Source organism: Actinotalea soli, assembly GCF_017565425.1.
Taxonomy (GTDB): domain Bacteria; phylum Actinomycetota; class Actinomycetes; order Actinomycetales; family Cellulomonadaceae; genus Actinotalea; species Actinotalea soli.
The window spans coordinates 221,531-247,370 of record NZ_JAGEMK010000004.1; the positions used below are offsets into that span (position 1 = coordinate 221,531).

Annotated in this window: 22 protein-coding genes, 1 tRNA gene and 2 pseudogenes; 11 read left to right on the forward strand and 14 right to left on the reverse strand. The window is 69.5% G+C overall.

Features of this window, described 5'->3' with window-relative positions:
• The first annotated feature begins 206 nt into the window (after positions 1 to 206).
• Positions 207 to 872 (forward strand): TetR/AcrR family transcriptional regulator, encoded by a 666-nt coding sequence (locus J4G33_RS10090; RefSeq protein WP_208055837.1) that lies wholly within the window; start codon positions 207 to 209, stop codon positions 870 to 872.
• 30 nt (positions 873 to 902) lie between these two features.
• On the opposite strand, the gene J4G33_RS10095 is transcribed toward J4G33_RS10090, so the two are convergent.
• Both J4G33_RS10095 and J4G33_RS10100 read right to left on the reverse strand, forming a co-directional pair.
• The gene (locus J4G33_RS10095) at positions 903 to 1,379 is read right to left on the reverse strand and encodes a DinB family protein (RefSeq protein ID WP_208055838.1); all 477 of its coding nucleotides are present in this window, start codon (positions 1,377 to 1,379) and stop codon (positions 903 to 905) included.
• Between the two features lie 284 nt (positions 1,380 to 1,663).
• Entirely contained in the window at positions 1,664 to 2,161 is a 498-nt protein-coding gene (locus J4G33_RS10100) for a hypothetical protein (protein WP_208055839.1), read from the reverse strand.
• Between the two features lie 732 nt (positions 2,162 to 2,893).
• Here J4G33_RS10100 and J4G33_RS10105 point away from each other — a divergent pair.
• Both J4G33_RS10105 and J4G33_RS10110 read left to right on the forward strand, forming a co-directional pair.
• On the forward strand, positions 2,894 to 4,408 hold the full coding sequence (locus J4G33_RS10105; protein ID WP_208055840.1) for a hypothetical protein: 1,515 nt from the start codon (positions 2,894 to 2,896) through the stop codon (positions 4,406 to 4,408).
• Positions 4,405 to 5,280, forward strand: a complete 876-nt coding sequence (locus J4G33_RS10110; protein WP_208055841.1) for a DNA adenine methylase — start codon at positions 4,405 to 4,407, stop codon at positions 5,278 to 5,280. The genes J4G33_RS10105 and J4G33_RS10110 overlap by 4 nt, the downstream gene beginning before the upstream one ends.
• A 155-nt stretch (positions 5,281 to 5,435) precedes the next feature.
• Here the strand turns inward: J4G33_RS10110 and J4G33_RS10115 are convergent, their stop codons facing one another.
• Positions 5,436 to 6,683 (reverse strand): ImmA/IrrE family metallo-endopeptidase, encoded by a 1,248-nt coding sequence (locus J4G33_RS10115; protein WP_208055842.1) that lies wholly within the window; start codon positions 6,681 to 6,683, stop codon positions 5,436 to 5,438.
• A gap of 834 nt (positions 6,684 to 7,517) precedes the next feature.
• On the opposite strand from J4G33_RS10115, the pseudogene J4G33_RS10120 reads away from it, so the two are divergent.
• From J4G33_RS10120 to J4G33_RS10135, 3 genes and pseudogenes are all read left to right on the forward strand, one after another.
• Positions 7,518 to 8,710: pseudogene (locus tag J4G33_RS10120) on the forward strand (IS3 family transposase).
• A 422-nt stretch (positions 8,711 to 9,132) separates the two neighbouring features.
• Positions 9,133 to 10,146 (forward strand): tyrosine-type recombinase/integrase, encoded by a 1,014-nt coding sequence (locus tag J4G33_RS17940; RefSeq protein WP_504740311.1) that lies wholly within the window; start codon positions 9,133 to 9,135, stop codon positions 10,144 to 10,146.
• Entirely contained in the window at positions 10,143 to 10,700 is a 558-nt protein-coding gene (locus J4G33_RS10135) for a hypothetical protein (protein ID WP_208055843.1), read from the forward strand. The genes J4G33_RS17940 and J4G33_RS10135 overlap by 4 nt, the downstream gene beginning before the upstream one ends.
• 183 nt (positions 10,701 to 10,883) lie before the next feature.
• On the opposite strand, the gene J4G33_RS10140 is transcribed toward J4G33_RS10135, so the two are convergent.
• The 7 genes and pseudogenes from J4G33_RS10140 to J4G33_RS10170 form a co-directional block, all read right to left on the reverse strand.
• Positions 10,884 to 11,426, reverse strand: a complete 543-nt coding sequence (locus J4G33_RS10140; protein WP_208055844.1) for a hypothetical protein — start codon at positions 11,424 to 11,426, stop codon at positions 10,884 to 10,886.
• 429 nt (positions 11,427 to 11,855) lie between these two features.
• Positions 11,856 to 12,816, reverse strand: a pseudogene (locus J4G33_RS17150) (integrase core domain-containing protein); the annotation flags it as partial.
• 87 nt (positions 12,817 to 12,903) lie between these two features.
• Positions 12,904 to 12,976: transfer RNA gene (locus J4G33_RS10150), tRNA-Arg, on the reverse strand.
• Between the two features lie 10 nt (positions 12,977 to 12,986).
• Entirely contained in the window at positions 12,987 to 13,460 is a 474-nt protein-coding gene (locus J4G33_RS10155; protein ID WP_208055846.1) for a twin-arginine translocase TatA/TatE family subunit, read from the reverse strand.
• Entirely contained in the window at positions 13,448 to 14,248 is an 801-nt protein-coding gene (gene tatC, locus J4G33_RS10160; RefSeq protein ID WP_307793843.1) for a twin-arginine translocase subunit TatC, read from the reverse strand. Before tatC ends, J4G33_RS10155 begins: the two co-directional genes overlap by 13 nt.
• Positions 14,245 to 14,439 (reverse strand): twin-arginine translocase TatA/TatE family subunit, encoded by a 195-nt coding sequence (gene tatA / locus J4G33_RS10165; protein ID WP_208055847.1) that lies wholly within the window; start codon positions 14,437 to 14,439, stop codon positions 14,245 to 14,247. The genes tatC and tatA overlap by 4 nt, the downstream gene beginning before the upstream one ends.
• A 38-nt stretch (positions 14,440 to 14,477) precedes the next feature.
• On the reverse strand, positions 14,478 to 15,527 hold the full coding sequence (locus tag J4G33_RS10170; protein ID WP_208055848.1) for an intradiol ring-cleavage dioxygenase: 1,050 nt from the start codon (positions 15,525 to 15,527) through the stop codon (positions 14,478 to 14,480).
• Positions 15,528 to 15,701: 174 nt separating this feature from the next.
• Between J4G33_RS10170 and J4G33_RS10175 the strand changes: the two genes are divergently transcribed.
• Positions 15,702 to 18,791 carry a choice-of-anchor M domain-containing protein gene (locus tag J4G33_RS10175; protein ID WP_208055849.1) on the forward strand — a complete coding sequence of 1,030 codons (3,090 nt, stop codon included), beginning with the start codon at positions 15,702 to 15,704 and terminating at the stop codon, positions 18,789 to 18,791.
• Between the two features lie 124 nt (positions 18,792 to 18,915).
• Here J4G33_RS10175 and J4G33_RS10180 read toward each other — a convergent pair whose 3' ends face one another.
• Together J4G33_RS10180 and J4G33_RS10185 are read right to left on the reverse strand one after the other, a co-directional pair.
• Complete coding sequence (locus J4G33_RS10180) at positions 18,916 to 19,377, reverse strand: GatB/YqeY domain-containing protein (protein WP_208055850.1); 462 nt, start codon at positions 19,375 to 19,377, stop codon at positions 18,916 to 18,918.
• A gap of 43 nt (positions 19,378 to 19,420) precedes the next feature.
• Positions 19,421 to 20,038, reverse strand: coding sequence for a TetR/AcrR family transcriptional regulator (locus J4G33_RS10185; protein WP_208055851.1), 618 nt, complete (start codon positions 20,036 to 20,038; stop codon positions 19,421 to 19,423).
• Positions 20,039 to 20,113: 75 nt separating this feature from the next.
• On the opposite strand from J4G33_RS10185, the gene J4G33_RS10190 reads away from it, so the two are divergent.
• A complete protein-coding gene (locus J4G33_RS10190) occupies positions 20,114 to 21,943 on the forward strand; it encodes an ABC transporter ATP-binding protein (RefSeq protein WP_208055852.1) in 1,830 nt (609 codons plus the stop codon).
• Positions 21,944 to 22,001: 58 nt separating this feature from the next.
• On the opposite strand, the gene J4G33_RS10195 is transcribed toward J4G33_RS10190, so the two are convergent.
• Positions 22,002 to 22,307: a helix-turn-helix domain-containing protein gene (locus J4G33_RS10195; RefSeq protein ID WP_208055853.1), complete on the reverse strand. Its 306-nt coding sequence runs from the start codon at positions 22,305 to 22,307 to the stop codon at positions 22,002 to 22,004.
• 67 nt (positions 22,308 to 22,374) lie between these two features.
• On the opposite strand from J4G33_RS10195, the gene map reads away from it, so the two are divergent.
• Together map and J4G33_RS10205 are read left to right on the forward strand one after the other, a co-directional pair.
• On the forward strand, positions 22,375 to 23,151 hold the full coding sequence (gene map, locus J4G33_RS10200; protein WP_208055854.1) for a type I methionyl aminopeptidase: 777 nt from the start codon (positions 22,375 to 22,377) through the stop codon (positions 23,149 to 23,151).
• Positions 23,148 to 23,396 carry a hypothetical protein gene (locus tag J4G33_RS10205; RefSeq protein WP_208055855.1) on the forward strand — a complete coding sequence of 83 codons (249 nt, stop codon included), beginning with the start codon at positions 23,148 to 23,150 and terminating at the stop codon, positions 23,394 to 23,396. Before map ends, J4G33_RS10205 begins: the two co-directional genes overlap by 4 nt.
• Before the next feature lie 357 nt (positions 23,397 to 23,753).
• On the opposite strand, the gene J4G33_RS10210 is transcribed toward J4G33_RS10205, so the two are convergent.
• Positions 23,754 to 24,530 carry an LLM class F420-dependent oxidoreductase gene (locus J4G33_RS10210; RefSeq protein ID WP_208055856.1) on the reverse strand — a complete coding sequence of 259 codons (777 nt, stop codon included), beginning with the start codon at positions 24,528 to 24,530 and terminating at the stop codon, positions 23,754 to 23,756.
• A 44-nt stretch (positions 24,531 to 24,574) separates the two neighbouring features.
• On the opposite strand from J4G33_RS10210, the gene J4G33_RS10215 reads away from it, so the two are divergent.
• Positions 24,575 to 25,786: an MFS transporter gene (locus J4G33_RS10215; protein WP_208055857.1), complete on the forward strand. Its 1,212-nt coding sequence runs from the start codon at positions 24,575 to 24,577 to the stop codon at positions 25,784 to 25,786.
• Positions 25,787 to 25,840: the final 54 nt, after the last annotated feature.

The window sequence follows — 25,840 nt, forward strand, 5'->3', positions numbered from 1 at the left end:
CCCCTGGCCGCCCTCGGCGATGAGGGAGCGACACGCAACTTACAGACCAGTCAGTAAGTTGTAAATAGTGGTGCGCCGAGAGGGCCGACGGCGTGACCGAGCGCGCCTCGGTGGGGGTGTCAGCGCCCTAGACTCGACCGCGCATGCCGTGCTCGCCGTCTACCTGCCGAGCCGTGGTGCGGACACCCAGGGAGAGCGAGGACGTGATGGCGGAACGACGCGCCCCGCGCGCCCGCGCCGGGACCCTCGTCAAGCGCACCGAGATCCTGCGTGCTGCGATGACCACCTTCGGGGCCAAGGGCTTCAACAACGGGCCGCTCACCGAGATCGCCGACCAGGTCGGCATGACGCACGCCGGTATCCTGCACCACTTCGGTTCGAAGGATCAGCTGCTCGTCGAGGTGCTGAGGTTCCGCGACGCCGAGGACGTCGCCGACCTCGAGGGCGCGCACATCCCCGAGGGCCTCGAGCTGTTCCGCCACCTGGTCCGCACGGCCTTCGCCAACGAGGCCCGCCCCGGCATCGTCCAGGCCTACGCCGTCCTGTCGGCGGAGTCCGTGACCGACGACCACCCCGGCCGCGCCTACTTCGAGGAGCGCTACCAGACGCTCCGCGGGGAGATCGTCGAGGCCTTCACGGCCGTCTGCACCGAGCGGGGGGTCACGACGCCGAGCACGGTGGGGCTGGCTGCCGCGAGCATCCTGGCGGTGATGGACGGGCTCCAGGTGCAGTGGTTGCTGTCGCCGGACGACGTGCGGCTGGCTGAGGCCAGTGCGTTCGCCATCGAAGCGATCGCGGCGCAGGTGCTGGGGGCGGAGGGGCTGGGGCTCGACGTGGGATCGGCCACGGACGCGGACGCACCCGGGGCCTGACCCGGCGCAGCCCCGCACCGGGGTCGGCGGTCACCGCCCGGTCGCGCCGTCGATCTGCTCCCGCAGGATGTCGGCGTGCCCCGCGTGCCGGCCGGTCTCCTCGATCATATGGACCAGCACCCACCGCCGCGACGGCGCGGCTGAGCGTCCGGGCACGCGCGGTGCCTGCGAGGACAGGTCGGTCCACTCCGCGACGACGGCGTTCGCCGCGCGAGTCGCCTCCCGGTACCCGGCGACCAGGCCGTCGACGCTCTCGCGTGCCGTCGGGCGCAGCGTGCGACGCAGGTTGGTGATCGGCTCGCCGAGGAAGTAGAACCGCTCGACCGCTGCGAGGTGCTTCACGAGGCCCAGCAAATTGGTGCCCGAGGTGACTCCCGCCGTCCTGAGTTGGGGTTCCGGTACCCCTTCGACACTCCGAACGACCGCGTCGCGCAGGTAGTCGAGGAACGCGACGAGGGTTTGCCTCTCGTCGTTGGCGCCGCCCGGCGGTAGGACGTCGCGCCTCATGCGACAGCCCGCCAGACGCGCGCGGCGAGGTCGCTCGTCGACGCGGTCCTCCCGTCCGGAACGCTCGTCGGGTGCGAGTACCGCTTCACGCACGACTGCTCCGACTCGGCCACGACGCACCACCTCCCTCCGGGTTCGAGCGTCGGGCACGCTCCCGCAGCACGGCAAGGTGCCTTGCGGGTTCGGCAAGCCGTGCCCGGCTCAGAAGGCAGGGCGGCCCAGCGACGACTTGGGTCACGGGGTGCGGCGAGAACCGACGTGGCACCTCACCTCCACACGGTGGCTCACCCGCAGGCGGTTGCCACCTCGAGGCGGACGAGCATCGACGACCCGTCGACCGGGATGAAATCGGCCGTGAGTCGGCTGCCCTGGGCGTCGCCGCTGTCGCTGTACCAGCCGATCTGACGGGTTACGGGCTCGTCGGTCGGGGTGCTCTCCCACGCCTGGTCGAGGTGGTCGGGGCCCAGGGGGTTCTGCGCGACGGCGCCACGGACCGCCTGGGCGGCGACGTCGAGCTGCGTGTCGGTGGCGACCGTGTCGGTGGCGACCGTGTCGGCCTCGGGGTTGGGGTTGGGCAGGCGCCCGACGGCGAGCCACCGGTAGTGCTCGCCGCCCTCAGCGCAGGGCACGGTCACGGAGGCGTCGTCCACGACGTCGACGTTGATCAGGCTGGCGAGGTCGTCGAGCGAGCCACGCACGTGCGCGGCGAGGGGCACGGCATCCTCGCGCTGGGCGCTGATGTCCGGGGCGCTCGAGCATCCCGCCAGGACGAGGACGGCCACCAGGGCCGTCGAGGCGAGGGCGCCGTGGCGCAGGGCAGGGCGTCGAGTGGCGGTGCGCCCGGGGACACCCTGCCGTAGGTGCCGGGCGCCCTGCCGTCGCGGACGGATCCCCTGACGAAGAGCCCGTCGCCAGAACCCTGCCCCCAGGGCAGATTCGACCTACCGACACGCGCCCTAGTCCTTCCATGTGGCTAGCTTGAGACCCGCTCACCTGCGGAAATACACGCGGGTAGTTCGTGCAACACCAATTTGAGGTGTGCTGACCACGCGCTGACTGCGCTGGCCGTCGCCCACCTTCGCAACCTTCCGTTCAAGGACAGGCGTGCCCCGGGCAATCGAACCTGTCCGGACCCGATGGCGACGAGACCTGCGACGCGCTGACGCGCGGGGACCCTCGCGAGCGTCAGCGCTCCGGGGGTTCTGGGTGCCGGTACGTTGACAACGCCAACGGGAAGATACGATCTTGGACTGTCCTCGTTCGAGGTGAACGCCGGTAGGGGACCTCCGCGAAGTGACGCACACCATGATCGATATAGGAGAGACGCTGCGGGGATGCCGCTCGACTGACACGCCAGCAGCCGGAACTCACATGATGCACTTCAGGAGCTGCCGTCGGGAGCGCATGTGCCTCGCTCAGCGCGTAGTCCAACGACACAGGCCCTGGCCTCGATACGGTACGTATGCCCGCGCATCGCTTCAAACGACTAGACAGTGGCAAGATCGAGGTTCTCCATGCCTGAGCAACAAGCAAAGCAGCCTATGCAGCCGCCGTTCCCACTCGACACGGTGGAAGTTAAAGACTTGGACCTCGACCTACGCAACTCGCGCTTCCCTCGCGACGCACAGTCTCAGGACGACGCGCTCCATCTCATGATGGTCACGGCAGGCGAGCAGTGCCTGCAACTGCTCCGAGACATCATGGAGTCTGGGCAGCTGAACAGTGCGGATCTCCCGATCGTGGTCGAGAGGGGCGGTCGGTTCGTCACGATGGAGGGGAACCGCCGACTCACCTGCCTGCGCATCTGGCACGATCCAGCGACCTTGTCCGCAGACGCCGAGATTGAGCAGACCTACCAGACCAGGGTTCGGCGCCTTGTCGCCGAGAGCGCCTACTCAGCGCCCACTCAGATCCAGGTCGCGATCGCGCCGTCCGAGGCAGCCGCAGATCCATGGATCGATCGCAAGCATGCCGGTGGCTCGGGAGGGGCAGGGACCGTCCAGTGGGGAGCGGCGATGAAAGATCGCCGCAAAGCGCGGAACAACCCCGCCTCAGCGTCGCGCGCAATGGCGTTCATCGAGCTCGTGTCAACCAAACTCGAGGACGAGCACGACATCCAAGCCGACCTGGAAACAGTACGGACCGAGCGCTACACAATGATCCAACGGTTCGTTGACCGCGGGATTGTGCGAGAACGCCTGGGCCTCGAGTTCGACGCGGGACGGATGACGTTCTCGCACGGAGCCGAAGCCACCGCGCCCATCGTGCGAGCCGTCCTGCACGACTTCGCTCAGCCCAAGGCCGAAAGTGGCAAGACATGGGCCCGGGAACTGGACACGGTCGCCGACTTCGCGAACTACCTCGATCTCTACGCACACCTCCTACCGGGCGCGACAGTACGCGCCGCAGAGTTTGGCGCTGAGCCAGCGTCGAGCTTCGCCAGCGCGGCGGGCGGCGTCGGTGCCGGTGACCGCTCAGGTGGCGACACCCGCGCGAAGGGAACCTTTGACTCAGCCACTGCCAGTGCAGGAGGCGAGCTGTTAGGCGGGTCGAACGGGGATTCACGGCCCCTGCGCCCAACCGCGCCTCTCGCCCATATCTTCCGCGGCCTCGTTCTCGACAAGTTCACCAATCGTATACAGGAGATAGTCCGGCAGACCTCGATGCTTAATGTGCAGCGGCAGACAGAAGTCGCCTCCGTTCTCTTACGCGTGATCCTCGACCTCACCACCTATCAGTTCCTCATGTCCCACGGCAAGACGCCCGAACGGCACCTCGACAAGAACTTGCGTACTGCGATCAAGCAGGTCGATCCACAAGCTTCGGATGCCTTGGGGCAGGCCGAGTCCACTTCACAGTTGCGAAAGGCATTCCACGAGACCAGCCCGGACAGCATCCGCTTGATCCAGTACGCGGTTCACGACGTCCACAGCGGACGCACCCCGAACGAAGTCTTGATCCTGGCGGAGCGATACCAACCGGTGTTGGTAGCCATGAACATGCACATGGGGAACAGACCAATAACATGAGATATTTGTCACCACTCCGCTACCCAGGAGGCAAGGCGCGTCTGGCGCCGTACTTGAAGCGCCTGATAGAGGCGCAACAGCACCGACCAAGCCAGTACGCGGAGCCTTTCGCTGGTGGTGCCGGCGCGGCGCTGCATCTTCTGAAGGACGGGACTGTCTCCAGCATCCATCTCAACGATCTGAACCCTGGAATTGCTGCCTTCTGGCGTGGCGCGCTCGACTACCCCAACGAGTTCTGCGACCTGGTCCGGACGGCAGCTCTCAACATTGACGAGTGGTACGTCCAGCGCGATATCTACAGCCATCCGGCTGGTCACAACGACCTCGAGTTGGGCTTCGCGACGTTCTACCTCAACCGGACCAACCGGTCAGGCATCCTCGATGCGCGACCCATCGGGGGATTTGACCAGTCCGGACGATGGAAGATCGACGCGCGCTTCAACCGTGAGTCGTTGTGCGCGCGGATTCAGGCTATTGCCGACATGCGACACGAGATATACGTCACGGAGCAAGAAGGGCTGGATTTCCTTGCTGCCCTGCAAGGTATCGCCGACGATGTCTTCGTGTACGCCGACCCACCTTACCTCGTGCAAGGCGAGGGACTCTACCTGCACGCCTTTGACGCGGACGATCACGTCGCGCTCGCCGAACTGCTCGCTGAAGCGGCCTTTCCTTGGATGTTGACCTACGACAATGATCCTCGAATCACCGAACGGCTATACGCGCGGGGCCGCTGTGCGACCTTCGAAATTGCACACACAGCACATCGCCAACACGTCGGCCAAGAGGCCGTCATCTATTCTCCCCGACTTAATGTTCCTGACCTCCTCATCACAAGAGGTCGCATCGCACGTTGGGTTGATGCTTCGTAGGCGTACCGTACGCGAACCCGCAACACCTGCCGGTGGCCCTCGAGTACGCCTTTGAACGACCTCACGTCCAGCAAGGGCGAGTTCTCATCCAGTGCCTCGCACCTCGCTCGGTGCGCACCAGTGCCCAACTGCGTGCGCGAGCCGGAGATCTAGGCCTAGGCGGCCAGAATCTGGTTGTCGATCTGATGCTGAATCACGACAGGATTTACCTGGAACCTTTTTGCGATACGCTTCACTGCTGCCTCGGAGTAGTCGCCGGCGGCCATTTCGCTGATACCCGCCGCAGGTGCCAGGAACTCAGCGGCGAAGGCCCGCTCGACCTTCTCTAGATACCTGCCCGAATGGGTCATGACCGAGAGCCCATCGGAGCGACTAGTCATCATGCGCCCCAGTGCTCTTGCCGCCGCGAACCTCGTCGCTGTAGGACCAACCTGGGGTAGCACCACGCCCGCTGAGTCATTGCCAACCGCAACGAGTCCGGCGAGCATCGCGGGCGCCTGGCCAGCGACGGCGGTGATGCCGACGAAGTCTTCGATGCTTACCGGCCTACTTGGTTCAGGCGCCAGGGCTCGCCGGAGTGCAGCCGCGTGCTCGTATCCATCAAGCCAGGGACGAGAGTAGGCCAGACGCGACATTTGCGACTCACGACTGTGCGGAACGCGAACGCCCATTCTAATGCGCCTGGAAGCGTCGAAAAGCCATGATTCGGTCGCACGAATATCCGACAGTTCCACCGCCCTGGCAAGCTGTGCAACAAGCGCAGAGTTGCCCAGTGCGTCAACTGCGGCGATTAGCACTTGAGTGTCGTCGGGAGGTGTGTTGTATGGATCAAGGCCCCACGCGGCAGCGACGGTACAGAACTCCACCTCGTCGGGCTCGGCACCTTGGATGGCGGCCCACTCTTGTTGGAGCAAAGTTCCGGTGATGCTTTGGTCTTCGAGCCGTCGCGCCGTCGCGTCGATGAAGCGCGCGATCTCTGACGTCACGTCCTGCGTCTCAAGAACGGCCCGCCCTTCGGACAGGAAGCGAACGAAGTCTGGGTCGCGATCTCGCCGTCGGATGTCGATCCAGACCGTTCCAAGATCCGTGCGCAACGTCATCTCCGGCCATGCGAAGCCATCGCCAGCCCTAGAAAGCTCAACGCCGTTGTCGGCGGGTCGGTGCGCCATGGTATTGAGGTTCCACCAGTTTAACGCAAGCCACTCCGCCAACGGGTACGTCGGCACGTCGAGACTCTTCCGGACACCGTGGGAGGCGCCTCGCTCCTCGACAAGCGTCGCGATCACATCATCTACGGTGATTGTCAGTCTGGACCATGTGGCTGCGAGTTCGGGTGCCCGCACATTTGGCGCAGCCTGCCACTCCCAGTTGATGTGTAGACCGGCCGCGATCTGGCTATCCATGGGACAACCGAGGGGCTTCATCGTCGTGCAGCGGGTAACCCTTGTACGTTCCCTGAATTGAGTTAACTAGTCGAGCTTCGAACCAAGTACCGTCTTGCTGACCCCAAACATATCGCGGAAACCCGGCGTCGGCGGGATCCTCACTAACGTTCCCGGCAAGAACGGCGTCGCGCAACCAACTGTTGATCAGCGCCTGGTCGTGCAAGTGTTTCGGGCAGCGGCTCGCGTCCGAACGCAGCCGAGGCGGACCGGCGAACGAAGGATAGGACTTGTGTTCGGGTGATCCGACGTATGCGACCGCGCTGGCGCAGTCCTCCAACGCGCGCTGGTCGACACCCTCCGCAACGCTGCGGGGGAGAGGGCGGCGTCTGCTTGGCGCTCTCATGGGACGATGGTAGCCGTTCCCTGCTCTGGCCAGTGCCGACGCGTGTGAGCAGACAGCCGTCGCGCCGACGATGGGGAGGACAAGATTGCTCTCGTCACTACCCTCGCAGCCGTTCTAGGACCGGTGCGTGTGCCCCGCCCGGAGTGCCTCCCGTGCGGCCCGGTGTCCTGCCGCCCAGTTGCTCGTGTGTGTCACGAGTTGCGCACAGCGTGTGTTGGTGGCGGTGGGTGGACGAGTGTCGGCGACAACCGCCGTTGCAGCGGCTGCCAGAGGTGGCCTGGACGCTTCGCTCTTGCTTCGACAACGGCCGCTGCCGGTCCGGTCGAGGTGGCGTCGGTCTAGGGTGGCGCGCCCGCGCCGGTTGGCTCGCGAAGAACTGTCGTTGGGGACTGCTGCAGGGCTGGTTGACACTCCACCTGCGGGACGAGGTCCCGCTGAAGGATGTCGCTGTGCCAAAGAAGCTTCCGCCTGAGTTCAAGCGTGACATCGTGCGGGCTGCCCGTCGCGGCGATCTGACCCACGCCAAGGTCGCCTCCGACTTCGACATCTCGGTCGAGTCGGTGCGGCGCTGGGTGCGCCAGGCCGACATCGACGACCGTGTCGTCGATGGCAGGCGACCAGCGTGCAGAACAAGCTGGTCTAGCCGCGCCGTGAGAAGCGCCGGCTGGAGCAGGAGAACAAGATCCTGCGCCGCGCGGCGGCCTACTTCGCTGCCGGCTCATTCCCAGAAATGAGCTACCCGCTGGTCCGTGACCTGGCTGCCGAGGGGATCCCTGCGGCTGACCTGCGGGGTGCTGGACCACTCGAGACAGGCGCAAGACGCCTGGCTCGCCGCCCCGGTCAGCGATCGAGAGCTGGAGGACACCTATCTCACCAACGCCCTGATCCACGCCCATAGTGACGACCCGGAGTTCGGCTACCGGTGCCTGGCCGAAGAGCTCGAGCGCGCTGGCCACGCCGCCGGCGAACGGCGGGTTTGGCGGCTGTGCTCCCAGCAGCGCCTGTGGTCGGCGATGGTCCGCAAGGGGCGCCGCGAGCCCGGGAAGTCGCCGGGTCCGGCGGTCCACGACGACCACGTCCAGCGCGACTTCACCGCCGCCGAGCCGGACCAGGTGTGGGTCACCGACATCACCGAGCACCCCACCGGCGAAGCGCGGTCTCCTGCTGCGCGATCAAGGACCTGTTCAGCAACCGGATCGTCGGCTACGCGATCGACGAGCGGATGACCGCCCAGCTCGCCGTCACTGCGCTGCGCACCGCCGTCGCCCGGCGCGGCCCGACGGGGGTCGTGGTGGTGCATTCGGACAGAGGGTCGCAGTTCCGAGCGCGGAGCTTCCAGGCGGTCCTGACCGCGGCCGGGCTGGAGGGTTCGATGGGACGCATCGCGTCCGCCGGCGACAACGCCGCCATGGAGTCCTGGAACGCCCTGCTCAACCGCCGCCGCTGGGCCACCCGCAACGAGCTCCACGACGCGATCGTCTTCTGGATCGAACGCACCTACAACCGTCGCCGGCGCCAGCGCGCACTCGGCAAACTCACCCCGGTCGAGTTCGAGCTCGCCTTCACCGCCCAGAACGCCGCTCTCGCGGCATGGTCACCACTCACCCGGTCTCAACCGACCCTGCAGCAGTCCCCCGGCTGACCGTAGACATCGCCCGGATGGTCTCCCTACACCGCGGCGGAACCAAGCGCGAACCTCGCTGGCTGCGTGCCGAGCGGCTCGGCCGGCTCGTGGTGGCGATGCCAGAGCTGTGGCCAGCCGGTGGTGCTGTTCCTCGGGCTGACCGGCTGCCGGTGCTCGGAGATGGCCGCGCTGTGCGTCGACGACGTCGTGCGACACCGCACGGACTCGGCGTGCGAGTGCACCGGGCGGCGACGCAGTTCAAGCGGACGAGCGGGGCGGTGTTCGAGCCGACGAAGACGCACAGACGCGGACGGTGCCAATGCCAGCGGCGCTCGACGGATACGTGCAGGAACGGATCGGGGCGACGGCGCCCGGCGGGTACCTGTTCTCTAGCCCGACGGGTGGTGTCTGGACAGACATAACTTCCGTGCGCGGTCGCGGTGGTTGGACGCGACGAAGCCAGCGGGCGTCGAGGGACGACGATCCACGACATGCGGCACACCGCTGCGTCGCTGCTGATCGCGGCCGGGGCGGACGTGAAGGCGGTCCAGGCCATCCTCGGGCACTCGACCGCGACCATGACGATGGGCCTGTACGGGCACCTGTTCTCCGAGGCAACGTGGCGGGCAATGGAGCGGCTGCCTGCGATTCCCCGACTGGAGGCGCGGGAAGCTGGAGGCGCGGGAAGCTGGACGCGCGGTCCGGGAGCGGGCCTACGGCGCCGATTGACTCCTGTCGACGCACTCACTCAGACCGGCACCGGACACGCCGAGGTCCGGCGCGGGGATCACGCCCCTGTCGCGCAGTCTCAAGAGGTACCTATCCGCAGCCCCACTCTCGACCCCACACCCGGACCGGCCGCTAGTCTGAACTTCATGGGTGACCTGCTTCCAGCCGTCATGGAGTGGTTCCGCTCCCAGTACGCGGGCGAGCAGATCAACTCAGTCGCCGCGATCATCGCGCTCGCCGGCGTCGCCATCTCCGGGAAATCGTTGGCGAACAGCCGCAAGGCGCTGAAACTCTCCGAAGAGCAGGAGAAGCGTCGCGCAGCAAAGTTCAATCTAACCGTCGGCCGTTCGTACTACGAGTCGCTCGATGGTGGACGATCCTATTTCCTCACACTACTTGTCGATAACCCCTCAGATTCACCTGGAGCAGTCTCCTCGGCAGAACTTTGGATTGCCTACCAGCGAGAGGGTATTCTAATGCGCCTCGCATTAGAGCCAGGCGGGGTCCCGTTGGGCGACCCGGGCGGCGAAGCGACACGCCCCCCTTTCGACGTGTCAGCGAGGTCCGCAGTCAGCGTCCAACTAGTCTTCGAGGCAAAGCCAGGTCTACTCAATGATCGTGGCCTCAACATCGAGGCGTATGAGCTCGTCGCGAAGGACGCTTTGGGCAACTCTTACAACCACCACTTTCCCGGCCTCATCAACAGAGGATCCAAACAATCGTGAAGCGCTTCGCGGCGTCGCCCCAAGATGTCACGCCAGTTCTTGATGCAGGCCTCGTCGCCGGCGCGGGGGTGCGTGAAGGAATCCTAATTCCCGCGATCCTGGTCGATGTTGCCGCCCGACCAGGCGTGAAGGAGTTAATCCGAGTACACGAACACTTCGACGAAGGCGACGTAGCAATTGCATGGGGACGAGGTGTCACCAGCAAGACCTTCCTTTATCTAAGCGTCCGCTGTGAGCGGCCGTTTCAGACCGCCTTTACACTGCGGTTCGCGATGCCTAAACAGGCTGGCATTGTGGACGCTATGCTACAGGCGCATTGCTTCTACCTTCAGAACGGGCCAACCGGGCACCTGAGCGCTCACCTCGACGAGCGGAAGCTACTGATAGACATTCCCGACACAGGGTTCGGCCACGAGTGGGACGGCATCTACCGCAGCGCTGCGGCGAAGATGGCACGCGCGGCTGGCGCTAGCCATTCCGAGTCGAAGGAGTCGGCTGGAGCGATGATTGCTGAGATGAGACGCTTGCTGAGGTTGCGCTTCCCAGATCCCTGATCACAGGGGACCGCAATCCTCGATTAGTCGCTAAGCGCAAGGCGCGTCGCCAGTACGAATTGGGCTGTGCGCGCTCATTCACCGCCGAGTGGAGCTCCGTCCTACGCTCGCGCCGATGTGCCATCACGAGCGCGGCGACCTGGGCACTGCCCTTGGTGGTGCACAGTTGTCGCTACTACTCCGTCAACTCACTAGGCCGAGGAGGCGCTTGGCCTCGGCTATGAAACGCGCCTCTGCTCCCTCGACGTCGGGGGTGGCGCACCTAGGATCCGGCCGCCAGTACCGCATGTAGTAGTGATCTAGCCAGTCGCGGCCCGCTCCATAAAGTTGGTCGTCGACCAGCAGCCGGAGGTCAGCCAGCGCCTGCTCGGCCTCGACCTCGGTGTCCCACGGGTCCGGTTCCGGCGTGTAATCGTCCCCGCGAAGATACTGGTCTAGCTCGAACCCCTCTGCCCGCAGCACTACGCGGCGCATCTCGGCAGCAAAGCGGACGTAAGCGGACTTCAGGTCGTCGTAGCGCTTCTCCGCCCGGGCATGGTCCTGGTTCGCGCGCGCGACCGCCAACTCGTGCTTTCGTTGTTCAGCGGCGAGCAGCGCCTCGTGTTTACGCCGCCGCCACTCGAGGAGCCCCTGGCCGACGATGCCCGCCATGGCGACCGTAACCGCAACGACACCTGCGATTTGGGCCCCCAGGATCACCGCTTGAGCTTCGTCCACGTCGGCCATCCTGCCGTGAGGGAGCCTGACGCGTCACCCCTCAAACGACCGGTAGCAGCGATACCCGCGTCGATCTCGGCTTTCGTGTGCGCCGGCGCGCTGGGCCTGCGCGCGTCGGGTTCATGGGCGGTCGATGGACTCTCTTTAAGGCGGGAAGGGGCGCACGAAAGCCCGGGACGGAGGGGTAGGAGTGCGGCGCCTCCCGACTTCCCCCGCGGCATGCGTCCGCCAGCGTCCGTTCCTGTTCTTGACAGGCCGTCCACCTACTGGGACGAGCCGCTGACCACACGCTGACCACGAGGTCCGTGACGGACACCGCAGCCCGCGCGATCGAGTCATCGAAGCGGCCCTTGACGTGCACAAACACCTTGTGCGCCTGTTTGGTTTCGCCTGATGCTTGACGGTTCTGTTTCGGGTGATGCTTGACGCTCTATGTCGTCAGTCTGCTCGTCTGGTCTTGGTCAGGGAACCTCCTAGGGGTCGCTTGTTGCGGACGGGTCCGGTGCTGGTGCGGGCGATGGTGCGCAGGAGCTCGTTGCCGATCCAGAACTGCAGGGTGTCGGGCCTGACGAGCACGTCGCAGCGCTCTCCGGCGCGGTGAACCCCGACCGAGACCTGCTGCCAGGACACGCAGACCACCCCGTTGGTCGCGACCTTGCGCGCGACCCAGTCCGGCCCGGACCGTCCGGGACGCTCACCGGCTCGCGGCGCTGCTCGGTGATGGACCGGGACGCGGGGGTGGCCATGTCCAACGAGTAGTGCGGTCGGTCGTGGTTGTAGTGCGCGACCCAGGCGTCGACCTCGCGCTGGGCGGTGGCCAGGTCGGTGAACAGCGTCCCGGTCACCAGCTCGGCGCGCATCGTGCGGTGGAACCGCTCGATCTTCCCCGTGGTCGTGGGCGACCTGGGCGCGGTCAGCAGGTGCTCGATGCCGTTGCGCCGACAGATCGCATCGAAGAGCACCTCGGTCGGCGGATGGTTGAGCCGCCCGGTGAACACCTTGCCGTTGTCGGTCAGGATCTGCTCGGGACACCCATGGCGGTCCAACGCCGCGCTCAGGGCGTCGCAGACCTTCTGGGTGCGCTCCCCGGGGCATCAGGACCGCGCTCACGCAGAACCGGGAATGGTCATCAACCCCGGTCAAACACTTCACGCTGGTCCCGTCCGCCAGCCCGATGCCGCCCACGACGTCCATCTGCCACAGCTCCATCGCCCGGCCCCGCTCCCACCGGCGCCAATGCTCGGCCCGGCGCCGTCGACCAACCGCGTCGATCATCCCCGCCCGGCGCAACGCCCGGTAGGCGGCCGACTCGGTGACCACCAGCCCGCGCCGACCCAGCTCGAACGCGATCCGCCGAGCCCCCCCACCCCGGATGGGCCCCGCGAGCCTCCAGCAACGAGAGAGCATCAAGCATCAGCCGAAGCACCGTCAAGGTTCAACCGAAGGCGATACGTCCAGCATCAGGCGAAGTACTACACACACCCTGTGCGCCTGGGCAGATTCGAACTGCCGACACCCGCTTTAGGAGAGCGGTGCTCTATCCCCTGAGCTACAGGCGCGAGGGACCGGTCAGGTCCCCTGCGTCGCCTGCGGGGGCCGGTCACCCACCGCGGACGCGGTCCCCAGCGTACCGGCTACGGGCTCCACCTCCTCCGTCACGCCGACCACGGGAGCGACCGTCCGTCGCGGATGCCCTGAGGTCCCCGTGACGACGAAGGTCACCCGCGGCTCCGTTCCCGCGCGAGCGGTGGCCCCCTCCCCGTCCCCACGCACCGCCGTCGTCCCGGGAGCCCTCTCGCTCAATGCGTCCCGCACGATGCGCCGTGGGTCGTACTGCCGCGGGTCCAGGGAGTCCCACCCCGCACGGTCGAGCGGCACCTGCAGCTCCTCCTGCGCGCGGGTCAGCAGCACCTCGACGTAGGCCCGCCCCTCGCGCACCAGGCGGGCCAGCCTCTGGGCGTACTCGGGCAGCCTGGTGGGGCCGATGACGAAGGCCGCGATCACGGTGATGACGATGAGCTTGTCGACGGTCAGGCCGAGCATGGGGCCACCTCCTGGTCCGGTGTGCTGTCGAGGAGGGCGCGGGCGCGGCGTGCGGTGATGCCGTCGCGCGTGCGGGCGACCACGGCCGCGACGAGGTAGAGCCCCACCATGGGGATGGCGATGACGAACATCGAGAGCACGTCCGCGGACGGGGTGATGAGCGCGCTGAACACGACGATGGTGATCACCGCGACGCGCCACCCCCGCACGATCGTCCGGCCGGGCAGCACCCCGAGGACGTTCAGCAGCACCAGGCCCACGGGGACCACGAAGGCCAGGCCCGTGGCCAGGACGACCTTGAGGACGAAGTCCACGTACTCCCCCGCCGCCAGGATGGTCGAGTCCTCCTGGGAGGCGAACCCGGCGAGCATGGTCACCATCCGCGGGAAGGCCGTCACCCCCACCCAGCAGCCCGCCGCGAACAGGGTCACGCCCGCCGTGAGGAAGCCCAAGGTGTACTGCTTTTCCCGCCAGGTCAGGCCCGGCAGCACGTAGGCCAGCAGCTCGTACAGCAGTGCCGGGCTCGCCATGACGAGCCCCGCGTACAGGGCGATCTTGAGGGTGAGGTCGAAGGCGCCGGTGACGCTCTCGTAGTTGAGGCTCGCGTCCATGGTGCGCGCGAGCTCCTCGACCGGTGCGCGCAGAAGGTCCAGGATCGCGTCGCTCAGCCAGAAGCCGAGGACCAGCCCAGCGACGAGCACCACCGCCGCGCGGATCAGGCGCGTGCGGGCCTCACGCAGGTGCGAGGCCAGGGGCATCGTCTGGGGCGCGGCGGCGGCGGCGGTCACGGCGTCGAGCGCTCAGGGGCGGGAGCGGCCTCCGTCGCCGCAACGGGTTCCGGCTCACTGATCTCGGTCTTGAGGATGCGCATCGACTGCCCGACGCTCTTGGCGAGGGTCGGCAGCTTCGAGGCGCCGAACATGAGGATGACGATCGCCAAGATGATGAGCGCGTGCCATCCGGTGAGATTCCGCAGCATGGTCAGGTCCTTGTCTCTGGGTCAGGTCGGGGCGGTCGTCAGCTCGCAGGTGCGTCGTCGGGGGCCTCGCCACCCGGGCCGTCACCCCCGCGGTCCCCACCACCAGGCGCGTCCCCACCGGGGCCACCACCACCGGGCGCGCCACCACTCGGGGGCTCACCGCCGCCCTGGCCCCCACCGCCCTCAGGGGCGGCACCCGCCTGGGGCGTCGTCGTGGTGTCGACGCGGACGGTCAGGGAGACGGTGTAGCCGGAGTCGACGTCGCCGGTGACGGTGGCGAGCTGGAGCGCACCGCCGTCCTCCCCGAAGACGTTGTCGCTGTCCAGGCTCACCTGGGCGAGGTTGCTGGTCGAGCCGCTGTACCCCGCCAACGCGTAGACAGCGGCGGAGACGTCCTCGGGGATGGCGACCTGGGAGGTGGCGATCGCGTTGCTCGCGTCGTCGATGTCCTCGACGGTCGGGTAGACCTCGAAGTGGATGTGGGGCCAGCGCCCCGTGTAGCAGGCGGGGAAGATCGACGTGAAGCTCACGAGCCCCGCGGCGTCGGAGACCTGGACGCCACGCAGCCAGGTCTCGTCCTCGACCCCCTCGGAGTACATCGAGTACCGGCCCAGCGCGTCGCAGTGCCACACGTAGACCGCGGCGTCCTGGAACGGGACGTCGCCGTTCGCCATGTCGAGGATCGTCAGGTTCAGGGTCATCGGGACACCCTCGGCAGCAGTACCACCGTCGATGCTGGAGCGGATGTCGCTGCGCACGATGCCGGACTGCTCGAGGACGTCCGGCCCGTTGGACCCGTCGCCGGGGTAGGGGCCAGCGGTCTCGTCCGGGATCTCGCCGGCGGGCAGGCCGCCGGCCGTGGGCGTGGCCGTCGCGGTGGTGCTGCCGGAGGTGCCGGCCGAGCAGGCGGCGAGGGCGAGGGCACCGGCGCCGAAGACCCCGAGGGTCAGCACGCCGCGGCGGGACACGAGGGTGCGGATGTCGAAGGGAGCGCCCTGATCGACGACCTCCTCGTCGGCACGGTCGAGCAGGCGGCCCTCGTACGCGGGGCCGAGCAGGGTCTGCTCGGGTTCGGGGATGCGGGACACAGGAGTCCTCCGGGGAGTGGTGGGGTCGGGTCTCCCTGACTCTGCAGAACGCGCCTCGGTGGACCCTGTGGTTCGTCTGTGAGCTCCCTGTGTGCCGAGCCACGTGGTGGCCCGCAGCACCGCTCCCTCTCTGGCAGAATGATTCCCGTTCTCAACAACTAGAGAGGGTCGTCCATGCACACCCGTACCCGAGTCGGTACAGCGGCGGTGGGAGCGCTCGCACTCCTGGCGGCGTCGTTCACCCCGCTGGCTGCCGTGGCAGCCGAAGGACCACCACCGGAGAGCGCCGAGCTGCGCGTCCTGTCCCGCATCCACACCGACGCCGTCTCCACCTTCCTGCAGGGCGACACCTTCGAGCTGGGCACCAAGGCCGACGTCGCCGAGGGCAACGGCACCCGCTTGGACCCCACCGCCGTCCTGTTCCACGTGGACGACGCCTCGATCAAGACCGTCCCAGCCGGGTATGAGTTCATCGGCGCGGTCGGCTCGCAGTTCTGGGGCGCCCCGGAGTCCAACCCCTCCACCGGCTCGGGCTACTCCCAGCTGTGGCCCGGGTTCTCCACCGAGTCCGTCCCCGCCGGCGCGATCGTCGACGACGCCACCACCTTCACCCTGACCAACCTCGACGGCCCCGGGGACCTGGAGCTGTTCTCGGGCGGCGGCCTGGGCGGCGTGGACCGCATGTGGTCCAGCGACGAGGGCATCAACTCCTTCACCGTCGGCCGCACCCACAAGCACGCCAACTGGGCCTTCACCGCCCCCGGCCGCTACACCCTCGACGTCCGCGCCACCGCGACCACCACCGGCGGCACGCCCCTCGCGGCCGAGAACACCTACACCTTCGTCGTCGGCGAGATGCCCCCCGCGGTCACCACCGAGACCACCCTCACCGCGAGCGCCCAGACCGCCGTCCCGGGCGACGTCGTCTCCCTCGGCGCGACCGTCTCCCCCGCCGACGCGACCGGCTGGGTCGAGTTCCTCGACGGCACCACCACCCTGGGCCACGAGGCCGTCACCGGCGGCCAGGCCTCCCTCGACGTCGACTCCCTGCCCCTGGGCGCACGCAGCATCACCGCGCGCTTCACCCCCACCCTCCTCAACGACTACGAGCCCTCGACCTCGGCCGCGCAGGTCGTCACCGTGACCGAGGAGCCCGACGGCGACGTCTTTGGCATCGCCGGTCTCAAGGACACCTACGCCGCCGGCGAGATCATCTCGCTGCGCGCCGCGGGCGTGACTCTCACCGACGGCCAGTCCCTGCGGTGGTTGGTCCGTGAAGGCCCCGGCGCCACCGAGTACGTCGCGGTCCAAGGGCCTGAGTACGTCCGCGACGCCAGCGCCGCGGTCAACGGTGCCCAGGTCGCGGTGGCCCTGATCGAGCGGGTCGACGGGCGCAACGTCACCCGGCAGGAGTCGCCGTGGTCCACCATCACGGTGACCGGCCCCAACGTCGGGGCGGGCGCCCCCGTGACGCTCACCGGCATCGAGGACTCCTACTACGTGGGCGACCCCATGCGGATCGCCGCCGAGCACACCCCCCTCACCGCGGGGCAGACCTACCGCTGGGTCAGCCGCGGCCTGCCCTACGGCACGGCGTGGGAGGAGATCTACGAGCTGTTCCAGCCGACCGGAAACAACCCGTTCCTCGTCGAGGTCTCCCTCCTCGGCTGGAACGAGGTGGCCCTGCAGGTGCTCGATGCCGACGGCACCGTGCTCGGCCAGTCGCCTGCGATCGTCACGCAGGTCAGCGAGCGCGAGCTGCAGCTCTCGGGCGCGCGCTCGGTGTACCGCGTGGGCGAGACCATCGAGCTGACCTCTGACCTGTTCCCCGCCCGCCCGGGCGTCGACTACGCGTGGACGGCCGACTGGGAGCCGATCGACGGCGCGACGTCGTCCTCGCTGAGCCTCCCGGTGACCTCCGGCATGGACGGCACCACCCTCACCCTCTCAGCGACCGACGCCGAGACCGGGGCCAGCGTCGCCTACGCCAGCGTGACCGTCCGCGTCACCGATGCGGGAGCGGACGAGCAGCTCGTCCTGCTGGACTCCCTCTCCGGCCACTACCACCAGGGCGGCACCGTCACCCTGCGCGCGACGGCCGACCCGGTCGCGAGCGACTCCGACACCTACCGGTGGGAGTGGAAGCGCCCTGACCAGTCCGCCTGGTCCACCATCCCCGGCGCCGAGGCGGCCACCCACCAGGTGATCGCCGAGCAGGCCCTGGACGGCACCGAGGTCCGCGCCACCCTGCTCACCGCCGACGGCGAGGAGCTCGCCACCAGCGAGACCGTCACCATCTACGTCGACGACCACGGCGCCCCGCCGCGTCAGAAGGCCAGCATCACCGGCCTGCAGAACGGGTACACCGCTGGTGACCAGGTCACCCTGAAGGCGACCGTCGCCCCGGCCTCGGTCCTGGACCGCTGGGAGTGGTACGTCCAGCGCCCCGGCACCGACACCCCGGCCCTGGTCGAGGACACCGACGGCACGAGCCTGACCTTCGAGGCCATCGAGGAGCTCGACGGCGCCTCGGTCTTCGCCAGGCTCACCTTCGACGACGGCACGGCATACGTGGAGTCCGCGCCGGTGCTGCTCGCCATCCAGGCGGGCGAGCCAGGTGAGCCGGAGCCCGAGCCGACCGAGCCGGGCGACCCCAGCGAGCCTGGTGAGCCCGGCGACCCCGGCGACCCCGGCGAGCCCGGCGACCCGAGCGAGCCCGGCACGCCGTCGGACCCGTCCGACCCGGCTGACCCGTCCGAGCCCGGCACCACCAAGCCCACCACCGCCCCCGAGTCCCGCACCGCGGCCGACCTCGAGGGCATCCCGGCCGGCGGGGTCGAGCTGTCCACCACGTCCCCCCGTCAGGGGCAGGTCGTGACCATCGCGCTGGGCGCCGAGCACGCCAGCACGTGGAACGCCGCCTGGATGTTCTCCACCCCCGTCCTGCTGGGTGGGGACTGGATCCAGGCCGACGCCCAGGGCAACCTCGCGGTCCGCATCCCGGCCGACGCCCCCACCGGTGAGCACCGGATCGCGGTCTACGCCGCGGACGGCACCCTCATCGGCTGGACCACCATCGAGGTCGTCGCAGCCGCATCTGGCCCGACCCCGACGGACGACCTGGCCCAGACCGGTGCCACGACCAGCCCGATGCTCGGCCTCGCCGCGCTCCTGCTGGCCCTCGGCGGCGTCGCCGCGATGATCGCCCGACGCATGCGCACCCGCACGGGCGCACACCTGGAGGAGGGCCCAGCCACGACCTGACCCGACCCCACCGTCGCCTCACCACGGCACGGCCAGACCGCAGAACGACGGGCGCGGGGGCCCCCGCCCCCCCCCCCCGGGCGGCCCCCGCGCCCGTCGTCGTCCCAGCTGACGCGAGCCCGCGCTACGCCCCCGCGAGCGCTCCCCGCACCCGGCCCGACAGCTCCTTGCCGTCCACGCGCCCGACCGCAGCGGCCCGCGCGTTCGCGGCCTTCATGACCGCGCCCATGTCCTTCATGCCCGTGGCCCCCGTCTCCGCGATGGCCTCGGCGACCACCTGGTCGAGCTGCTCGGAGGTCAGGGCCTGGGGGAGGTAGGTCTCGATGAGGTCGGCCTCGGCGGTCTCGTTCTCGGCGCGGTCGGTGGCCCCGGCGCCGGTGTAGATCTCGGCGCTCTCGCGGCGCTTCTTCACCTCACCGGCCAGCACGGCCTGGACCTGCTCGTCGGTGAGCTCGCGCGCGACCTTGCCGGACTTCTCCGCCGCCCGGACCGCGCCGATCATCTGGCGCAGGGTGTTGGTGCGGAACGCGTCCCGCGCCTTCATCGAGGTGGTCAGGTCCGCCGTCAGCTGCTCGAGGGTGCTCATGGGTCCATGGTGCTGGATGGCGGCGCCCGGCGGGGCCTGCGGCTCACCGTGAGCCGGGGGCAGCCCTCTGCGGCGCGAGCACCCCGGCGGTGAAGGTCGCCATGAGCGCCTCGAGCACCTCGTGCCGGGCCATCTCGTCCTCGCGCACGGCCTCCCAGGCGGTGTAGAGCAGCGACCAGAACGCCCGGCGCACCCACGCGACGGGCAGGTCCGGGCGCAGGGCGGGCGCGGCGCGGTCGAGCAGGCGGTCCAGGGGGTCCTCGCCGCCCTCGAGCACGGCCTGGCACGCGGCGTCCTGGGCGATGAGCGGCTCGGAGTACAGGTACATGAGCACCGGGCCCAGGTCGAGCAGCGCCTCGGCGATGCGCCGCAGGGCCGCGACCGGGTCGCCGTCGTCGGGCCGGGCCTCGCGGTAGCGGCGATCGGTCTCGGCCACGGTGTGCTGGGCGAGGGCCCGCACCAGGTCCACGCGTTCGGGGAAGTAGCGGTGCAGGGTGGTCCGGCCCACCCCGGCGGCGTCGGCCACGGCGGTGAGGGACGCGGAGCCGTCCGCGGCGAGCACCGTCGCGGCCGCCTCGAGGATCGCCCGGCGCGTCCGGGCCTTGGCCCCGCGCTCGACCTCCCCCTCACCCTCCGGGGTCGTCACGCTCGCTGTTGCCACGGTCCAACGGTACAGCGTTCGCCCGCGGCGGAATAGCCGTTGACTTTTGTGGAACATGAGTGTTCCACTCGATCCATGGCCACCGACGCCGCCGAGGCTCCCCCCTCCCCGACCGATCCCGACGCCCCGCCCCCCGTCCCGCTGCGCTGGCAGAACATCGCGGTGCTGTGGGGGTTCGTCCGCCCGCACCTGCGCACCGTCGTCTTCGGCACCGTGCTGGGCCTGGGCACCACCGCGACCGCCCTCGCGATGCCCCTGGCCACCAAGTACGTGCTCGACACCCTGGGCACCGGCGTCTCCCTGGCGGGCCCGGCCATGCTGCTGGTCGGCCTGCTGATCCTCGGGTCCATCACGGGACTCATCCAGTGGATCGTGCTGGGGCGGCTGGCCGAGCACATCGTGCTGGACGCCCGGCAGTCCCTCGTCCAGCGCATGCTGCGCGGGCGCCTGGGCGACGTCCAGCAGCGCACCCCGGGCGAGCTCGTCACCCGCGTCACCTCGGACACCGTGCTGCTCCGCGAGGCAGCCTCCTCGAGCATCGTGCAGCTGGTCAACGGGCTGGTCTCCCTGGTGGGCACCGTGGTCCTCATGGCGGTGCTCGACGTGCCGCTGCTGCTGAGCACGCTGGCGGCGATCGTCGTCGTCGGGGTCCTCATGGGGGCCCTGCTGCCCCAGATCGGCAAGGCCCAGCGTCAGGCCCAGGAGTCCCTCGGCCACGTGGGCTCGACCCTCGAGGGTGCCCTGCGAGCGCTGCGCACCGTCAAGGCCAGCGGGGCCGAGGAGCGTCAGGCCGGGCAGGTCTCGCGCCAGGCCCACGAGTCCGCCCGGCACGCCATCCGCGCCGTCCGGGTCACCGCCGTGGCGTGGACCATCGCGGGCGGCGGCATCCAGCTCGCCATCATCGTCATCCTCGGCGTCGGGGCCTGGCGGGTCGGCGAGGGGACCCTCGAGGTCTCGACCCTGGTGGCGTTCCTGCTCTACGCCTTCAACATCGTCGACCCCATCACCACCCTCACCCAGACCTTCACCCAGCTGCAGTCCGGCGTGGCGGCCGCCGCCCGCATCCGCGAGACCGAGTCCATCCACATCGAGGACCTCCACTCGGGCCGCACCCACCCCGAGACCCTCACCCACCGTGCCGACGACGGCGCCCCGCCCGTCCTCGCCCTCGAGGGCGTGCGGCTCACCTACCCCGGGGCCACCGGACCCGCCGTCGACGGCGTGGACCTGGCTGTGCCCCGCCGCGGGCACACCGCCCTCGTCGGCCCCTCGGGCGCCGGCAAGACCAGCGTGCTCTCCCTGCTGCTGCGCTTCATCGAGCCCGACGACGGCGTGCTGCGGCTGGACGGGGTGCCGTACGACGAGCTGAGCATCGAGACGGTCCGGTCACGGTTCGCCTACGTCGAGCAGGAGACCCCGCTGCTCTCCGGCACGGTGCGGGACAACCTGCTGTTCCGCTACCCCGAGGCCACCGAGGAGGAGGTGTGGGAGGCACTGCGCGCCGTGCGGCTCGAGGCCACCGTCCGCGCCCTGCCCGAGGGCCTCGACACGCACGTCAACGCCACCGACCTCTCCGGGGGCGAGCGTCAGCGGGTGGCCCTGGCCCGCGCCGTCGTCCAGCGCCCCGCGGTGCTGCTCCTCGACGAGGCCACCGCCCAGCTCGACGGGCTCACCGAGGTCGCCGTCCAGGAGGTCATCCACCGCACCGCCCGCGAGGGCGCCGTGCTGACCATCGCCCACCGCCTCTCGACCGTGGTGGACGCCGACCAGATCGTCGTCCTGGAGGGCGGTCAGGTCCGCGCACGGGGCACCCACGCCGAGCTGCTCGCCGGGGACGAGCTGTATGCCGAGCTGGTGGCAGCGCTGCGCATCGCCGAGAGCGAACCGACCGCGACGGCGCCGTAGCTCGACGGCGGTCTGGCCCGGGCTGGCGGGGCCCCACTCCACGCAGGGCTGGCGTGGGCTACGAAGCCAGCCGACGCGAGTCCTCGGCGTCGCGCACCTCGCCCGACCCAGCCACGCCGTCGGGCCGGTGGATCTCGGCCCACACCGCGTCGAGGGACAGCCCCAGCACCCCCGCGATCGCGGCGACGGTCGTGAAGGCCGGGGTCGCGACCCGGCCGGTCTCGATCTTGCGGAGGGTCTCGGGCGAGAGGCCCGCGTCGAGGGCGGTGTCGAGCATCGGCCGCTCACCACGCGCGCGGCGCAGCAGGGCACCGAGGCGTCGTCCGCGTTCGAGCTCGGCGGGGGTGAGCGGCAGCCTGACCATGGGTCGATACTAATACCGGGATAGCATTCCCGGGATAGTTGTTGGACAGCCGAGGAGACGCCACCGCATGATCGAGATCCTGAACCCCGCCCAGCTGCCCCGAGCGCGGGAGGCGGGTGCCCTGGTCGGCACGATCCTGCACACCCTCCGCGACCGCGTCACGGTCGGCACCAACCTGCTGGACGTCGACCGCTGGACCAAGGCCATGATCCTCGAGGCCGGGGGGACGTCCTGCTACGTGGACTACGCACCGTCCTTCGGCAGCGGGCCCTTCGGCCACTACATCTGCACCTCGGTCAACGACGCCGTCCTGCACGGCCTGCCCCACGACTACCGGCTGGCCGACGGCGACCTCCTGACCCTCGACCTCGCCGTGTCCCTGGGCGGGAAGGTCGCGGACTCCGCGATCACCTTCGTCGTCGGCGAGGCCCGGTCCCCCGAGGACCTCGCGATGATCGACGCGACCGAGCGCGCCCTGCAGGCCGGGATCGCCGCCGCGCGGCCCGGGGCGCGCATCGGCGACCTCTCCCACGCCATCGGCACGGTGCTCAGCGAGGCGGGGTACCTGATCAACGTCGAGTTCGGCGGTCACGGCGTCGGGTCGACCATGCACCAGGACCCGCACATCACGAACACCGGCCGTCCCGGCCGCGGCTACAAGCTCCGCCCCGGCCTGCTCCTGGCCCTCGAGCCGTGGGTCATGGCCGACACCGCCGAGCTCGTCACCGACCCCGACGGCTGGACCCTGCGCAGCGCCACCGGCTGCCGCACCGCCCACAGCGAGCACACCATCGCCATCACCGAGGACGGGGCGGAGATCCTCACCGCGCCGACGGTCCCATGAGCGACAACAGCAAGCCACGCGACCGGGCCCTCCGTCTGCTTCTCGCGCTGGCTGGTACCGCGGCGGTCGCGACGCTGGGCACGCTCGTGTGGTCGGGGTACCTGGCCGACGAGGCCGCAGGGGCCCCCGTCGGGGCCGACGTCCCCGGGACGACCGTCGCCGGCGTGCTCCTCTGGTCGCTGGCTGCCCTGACGGTGGCCCTCGCGGTCACAGCCTTCGCCGTGCTCGGCACGAGGCGCCGGTAGGGACGGCTGCTCAGCGCAGCACCCGCCACCTGGGCGCCGGCCGCGACCGCAGCGGTCGGCGTGGCCCACCGGGACCGGAGCATCAGCAGCACCGGCGCCAGCAGACCACCCACCACGTTCAGGGTCCACAGGATCCGCGGGGTCGCGGGGTAGTCCGTGAAGTAGGCGACCCCGGCGTCGTCGTACCCCTGCGCGGCGAAGTAATCGGCGTCGAGGGCTGCGCTGAGCAGGTAGTCCCGTGCGCCCATGACGTAGAGCGCCAGTGCGAGGAGGCCGACCAGCCACAGGTGCCAGGGCCGGCCTGCCTCATCCACCACGGTGTCCCCCCTCCGTCAGCCCTCGTCCGCCGTCAGACCCTCAGCCCTGCGCGTCCCGCCACTGGACCCACTTCTCCACGAGCGACATGTCGAAGTCCGGACCGGAGGTGCTCACCGTGAAGAGGGTGACCCCTGCGGCGACCATCGCGTCGGCGACCTCCTCAGGGGCCTCGGAGACCCCGGCCGAGCGCTCGATCTGCGTGGCGTCGCGCCCGACGGCGGTGCCGTGCTCGTCGAGGATGCCGCTCTTGCGGGTGATGGTCTCGGCGTCGCCGAAGCCGTGCCAGATGTCCGCGTGCTCGGCGACGACGCGCAGGGTCTTCTTCTCGCCCCCGCCGCCGATCATGATCGGGATCTCGCGGGTGGGGGCGGGGTTGCCCGCGGCGAGGCGGGCGCGGATGCGCGGCATGGCCTCGGCGAGGTCGGCGATGCGCTTGCCGGCGGTGCCGAACTCGTAGCCGAACTGGTCGTAGTCCTTCTCGAACCACCCGGCGCCGATGCCGAGGATCAGCCGCCCACCGCTCATGTGGTCCACGGTCCGTGCCATGTCGGCCAGCAGGTCCGGGTTGCGGTACGAGTTGCAGGTGACCAGGGCACCGATCTCGATGCGGCTGGTCTGCTCGGCCCACGCGCCGAGCATCGTCCAGCACTCGAAGTGCTTGCCGTCGGGGTCGCCGTACAGCGGGTAGAAGTGGTCCCAGTTGAAGGCGACGTCGACGCCGATCTCCTCCGCGCGCTTCACCGCGTCGCGGATCTGGGCGTACTCGGCGTGCTGGGGCTGGATCTGCACCGCGATGCGGAGGGGGTGGGAGCTCATGGTCCGAGCCTATGGCCGCCCGACCAGGCTCGTAGGATGACTCGATGCCCTCCGCGTCGCGCCCAGCACGCGACGCGCGCCTCCCGTGGTGGGTGGTCGGCGGCGTCGTGCTCGCGGCGTTGTCCCTGCGTGGCCCGATGGTCGCGCCGGCCCCGGTCATCGGGGAGATCTCCCAGGACACGGGCTTCTCGACGGCGGCCGCGGGGCTGCTGACCACCATCCCGGTGCTGTGCTTCGCCCTGGGCATCCCGCTGGCCACCCGGGTGATCCGCCGCGCCGGGCCCGAGGTCGCCGTCCTGCTCTGCCTGCTCGGGGTGCTCGCGGGGACGCTGCTGCGGTCGGTCGGGCCGTCCTGGGCACTGCTGGGCGGGACGGTCGTGATCGGCATCTCGATCGCCCTGGGCAACGTGGTGCTGCCCGTGGTCATCCGCCGCGACGTGGAGCCGGCCCGGCGCGGGACCGTGACGGGCATCTACACCGCGGCCCTCAACGTCGGCTCGATGTTCACCTCGCTGGGCACCGCCCCGCTCGCGGCGGTGATCGGGTGGCAGTGGGCGCTGACGTCGTGGGGGCTGATCACCGTGGCTGGTGCCGCCCTGTGGGCTGCGCTGCTGCGGCAGCACCGACGTCGGGTCGCGGCCGAGGGCCTGCTGCCCCCCGCCGACCTGCCCGCCCCCTCCCCCGCCCTGCGGCGCATCGCGATCCTGCTGACCGTGGCCTTCGCGGGGCAGGCCTTCGGGTACAGCGTCACCTCGGCGTGGCTGCCCACCCTGCTCAACGAGGAGCGCGGGCTGGACCTCGCGGCCTCGGGGGCGGTGGCCTCCCTGTTCCAGATCGCCGCGGTGATCGGGGCCCTCGGGGTCCCCGTGCTGGCGAACCGCTGCCGGTGGTGGGTGCCGGCGGCCGTCGTCGGGGCCCTGTGGTGCTCGCTGCCCCTCGGCCTGCTCCTCGCCCCCGGCGGCTACACCGCGTGGACCCTGCTGGGCGGGATCGCTCAGGGCGCCGGGTTCGTCGTCATCTTCTCGATCGTGGTGCGCGTGACCCGCAGCGACCGCGAAGCCGCCGGCATGTCAGCGCGCATCCAGGCCGGCGGGTACCTCGTCGCCGCGGGCGGTCCCGTGCTCGCCGGGGCCCTGCACTCGGCCGCCGGCACCTGGACCGTCCCGCTGCTCGCCGTGCTCGGCGCGACCACCCTCTTCACGACGGCGGCGCTGCTGGGCGCACGAACGGCGCGGGACCAGCACGGGCACGGCTAGGAGGGCGGCCTAACGCCCTGTCACACTTTCGGGTCATGAGCGTCAGTCGAGTCG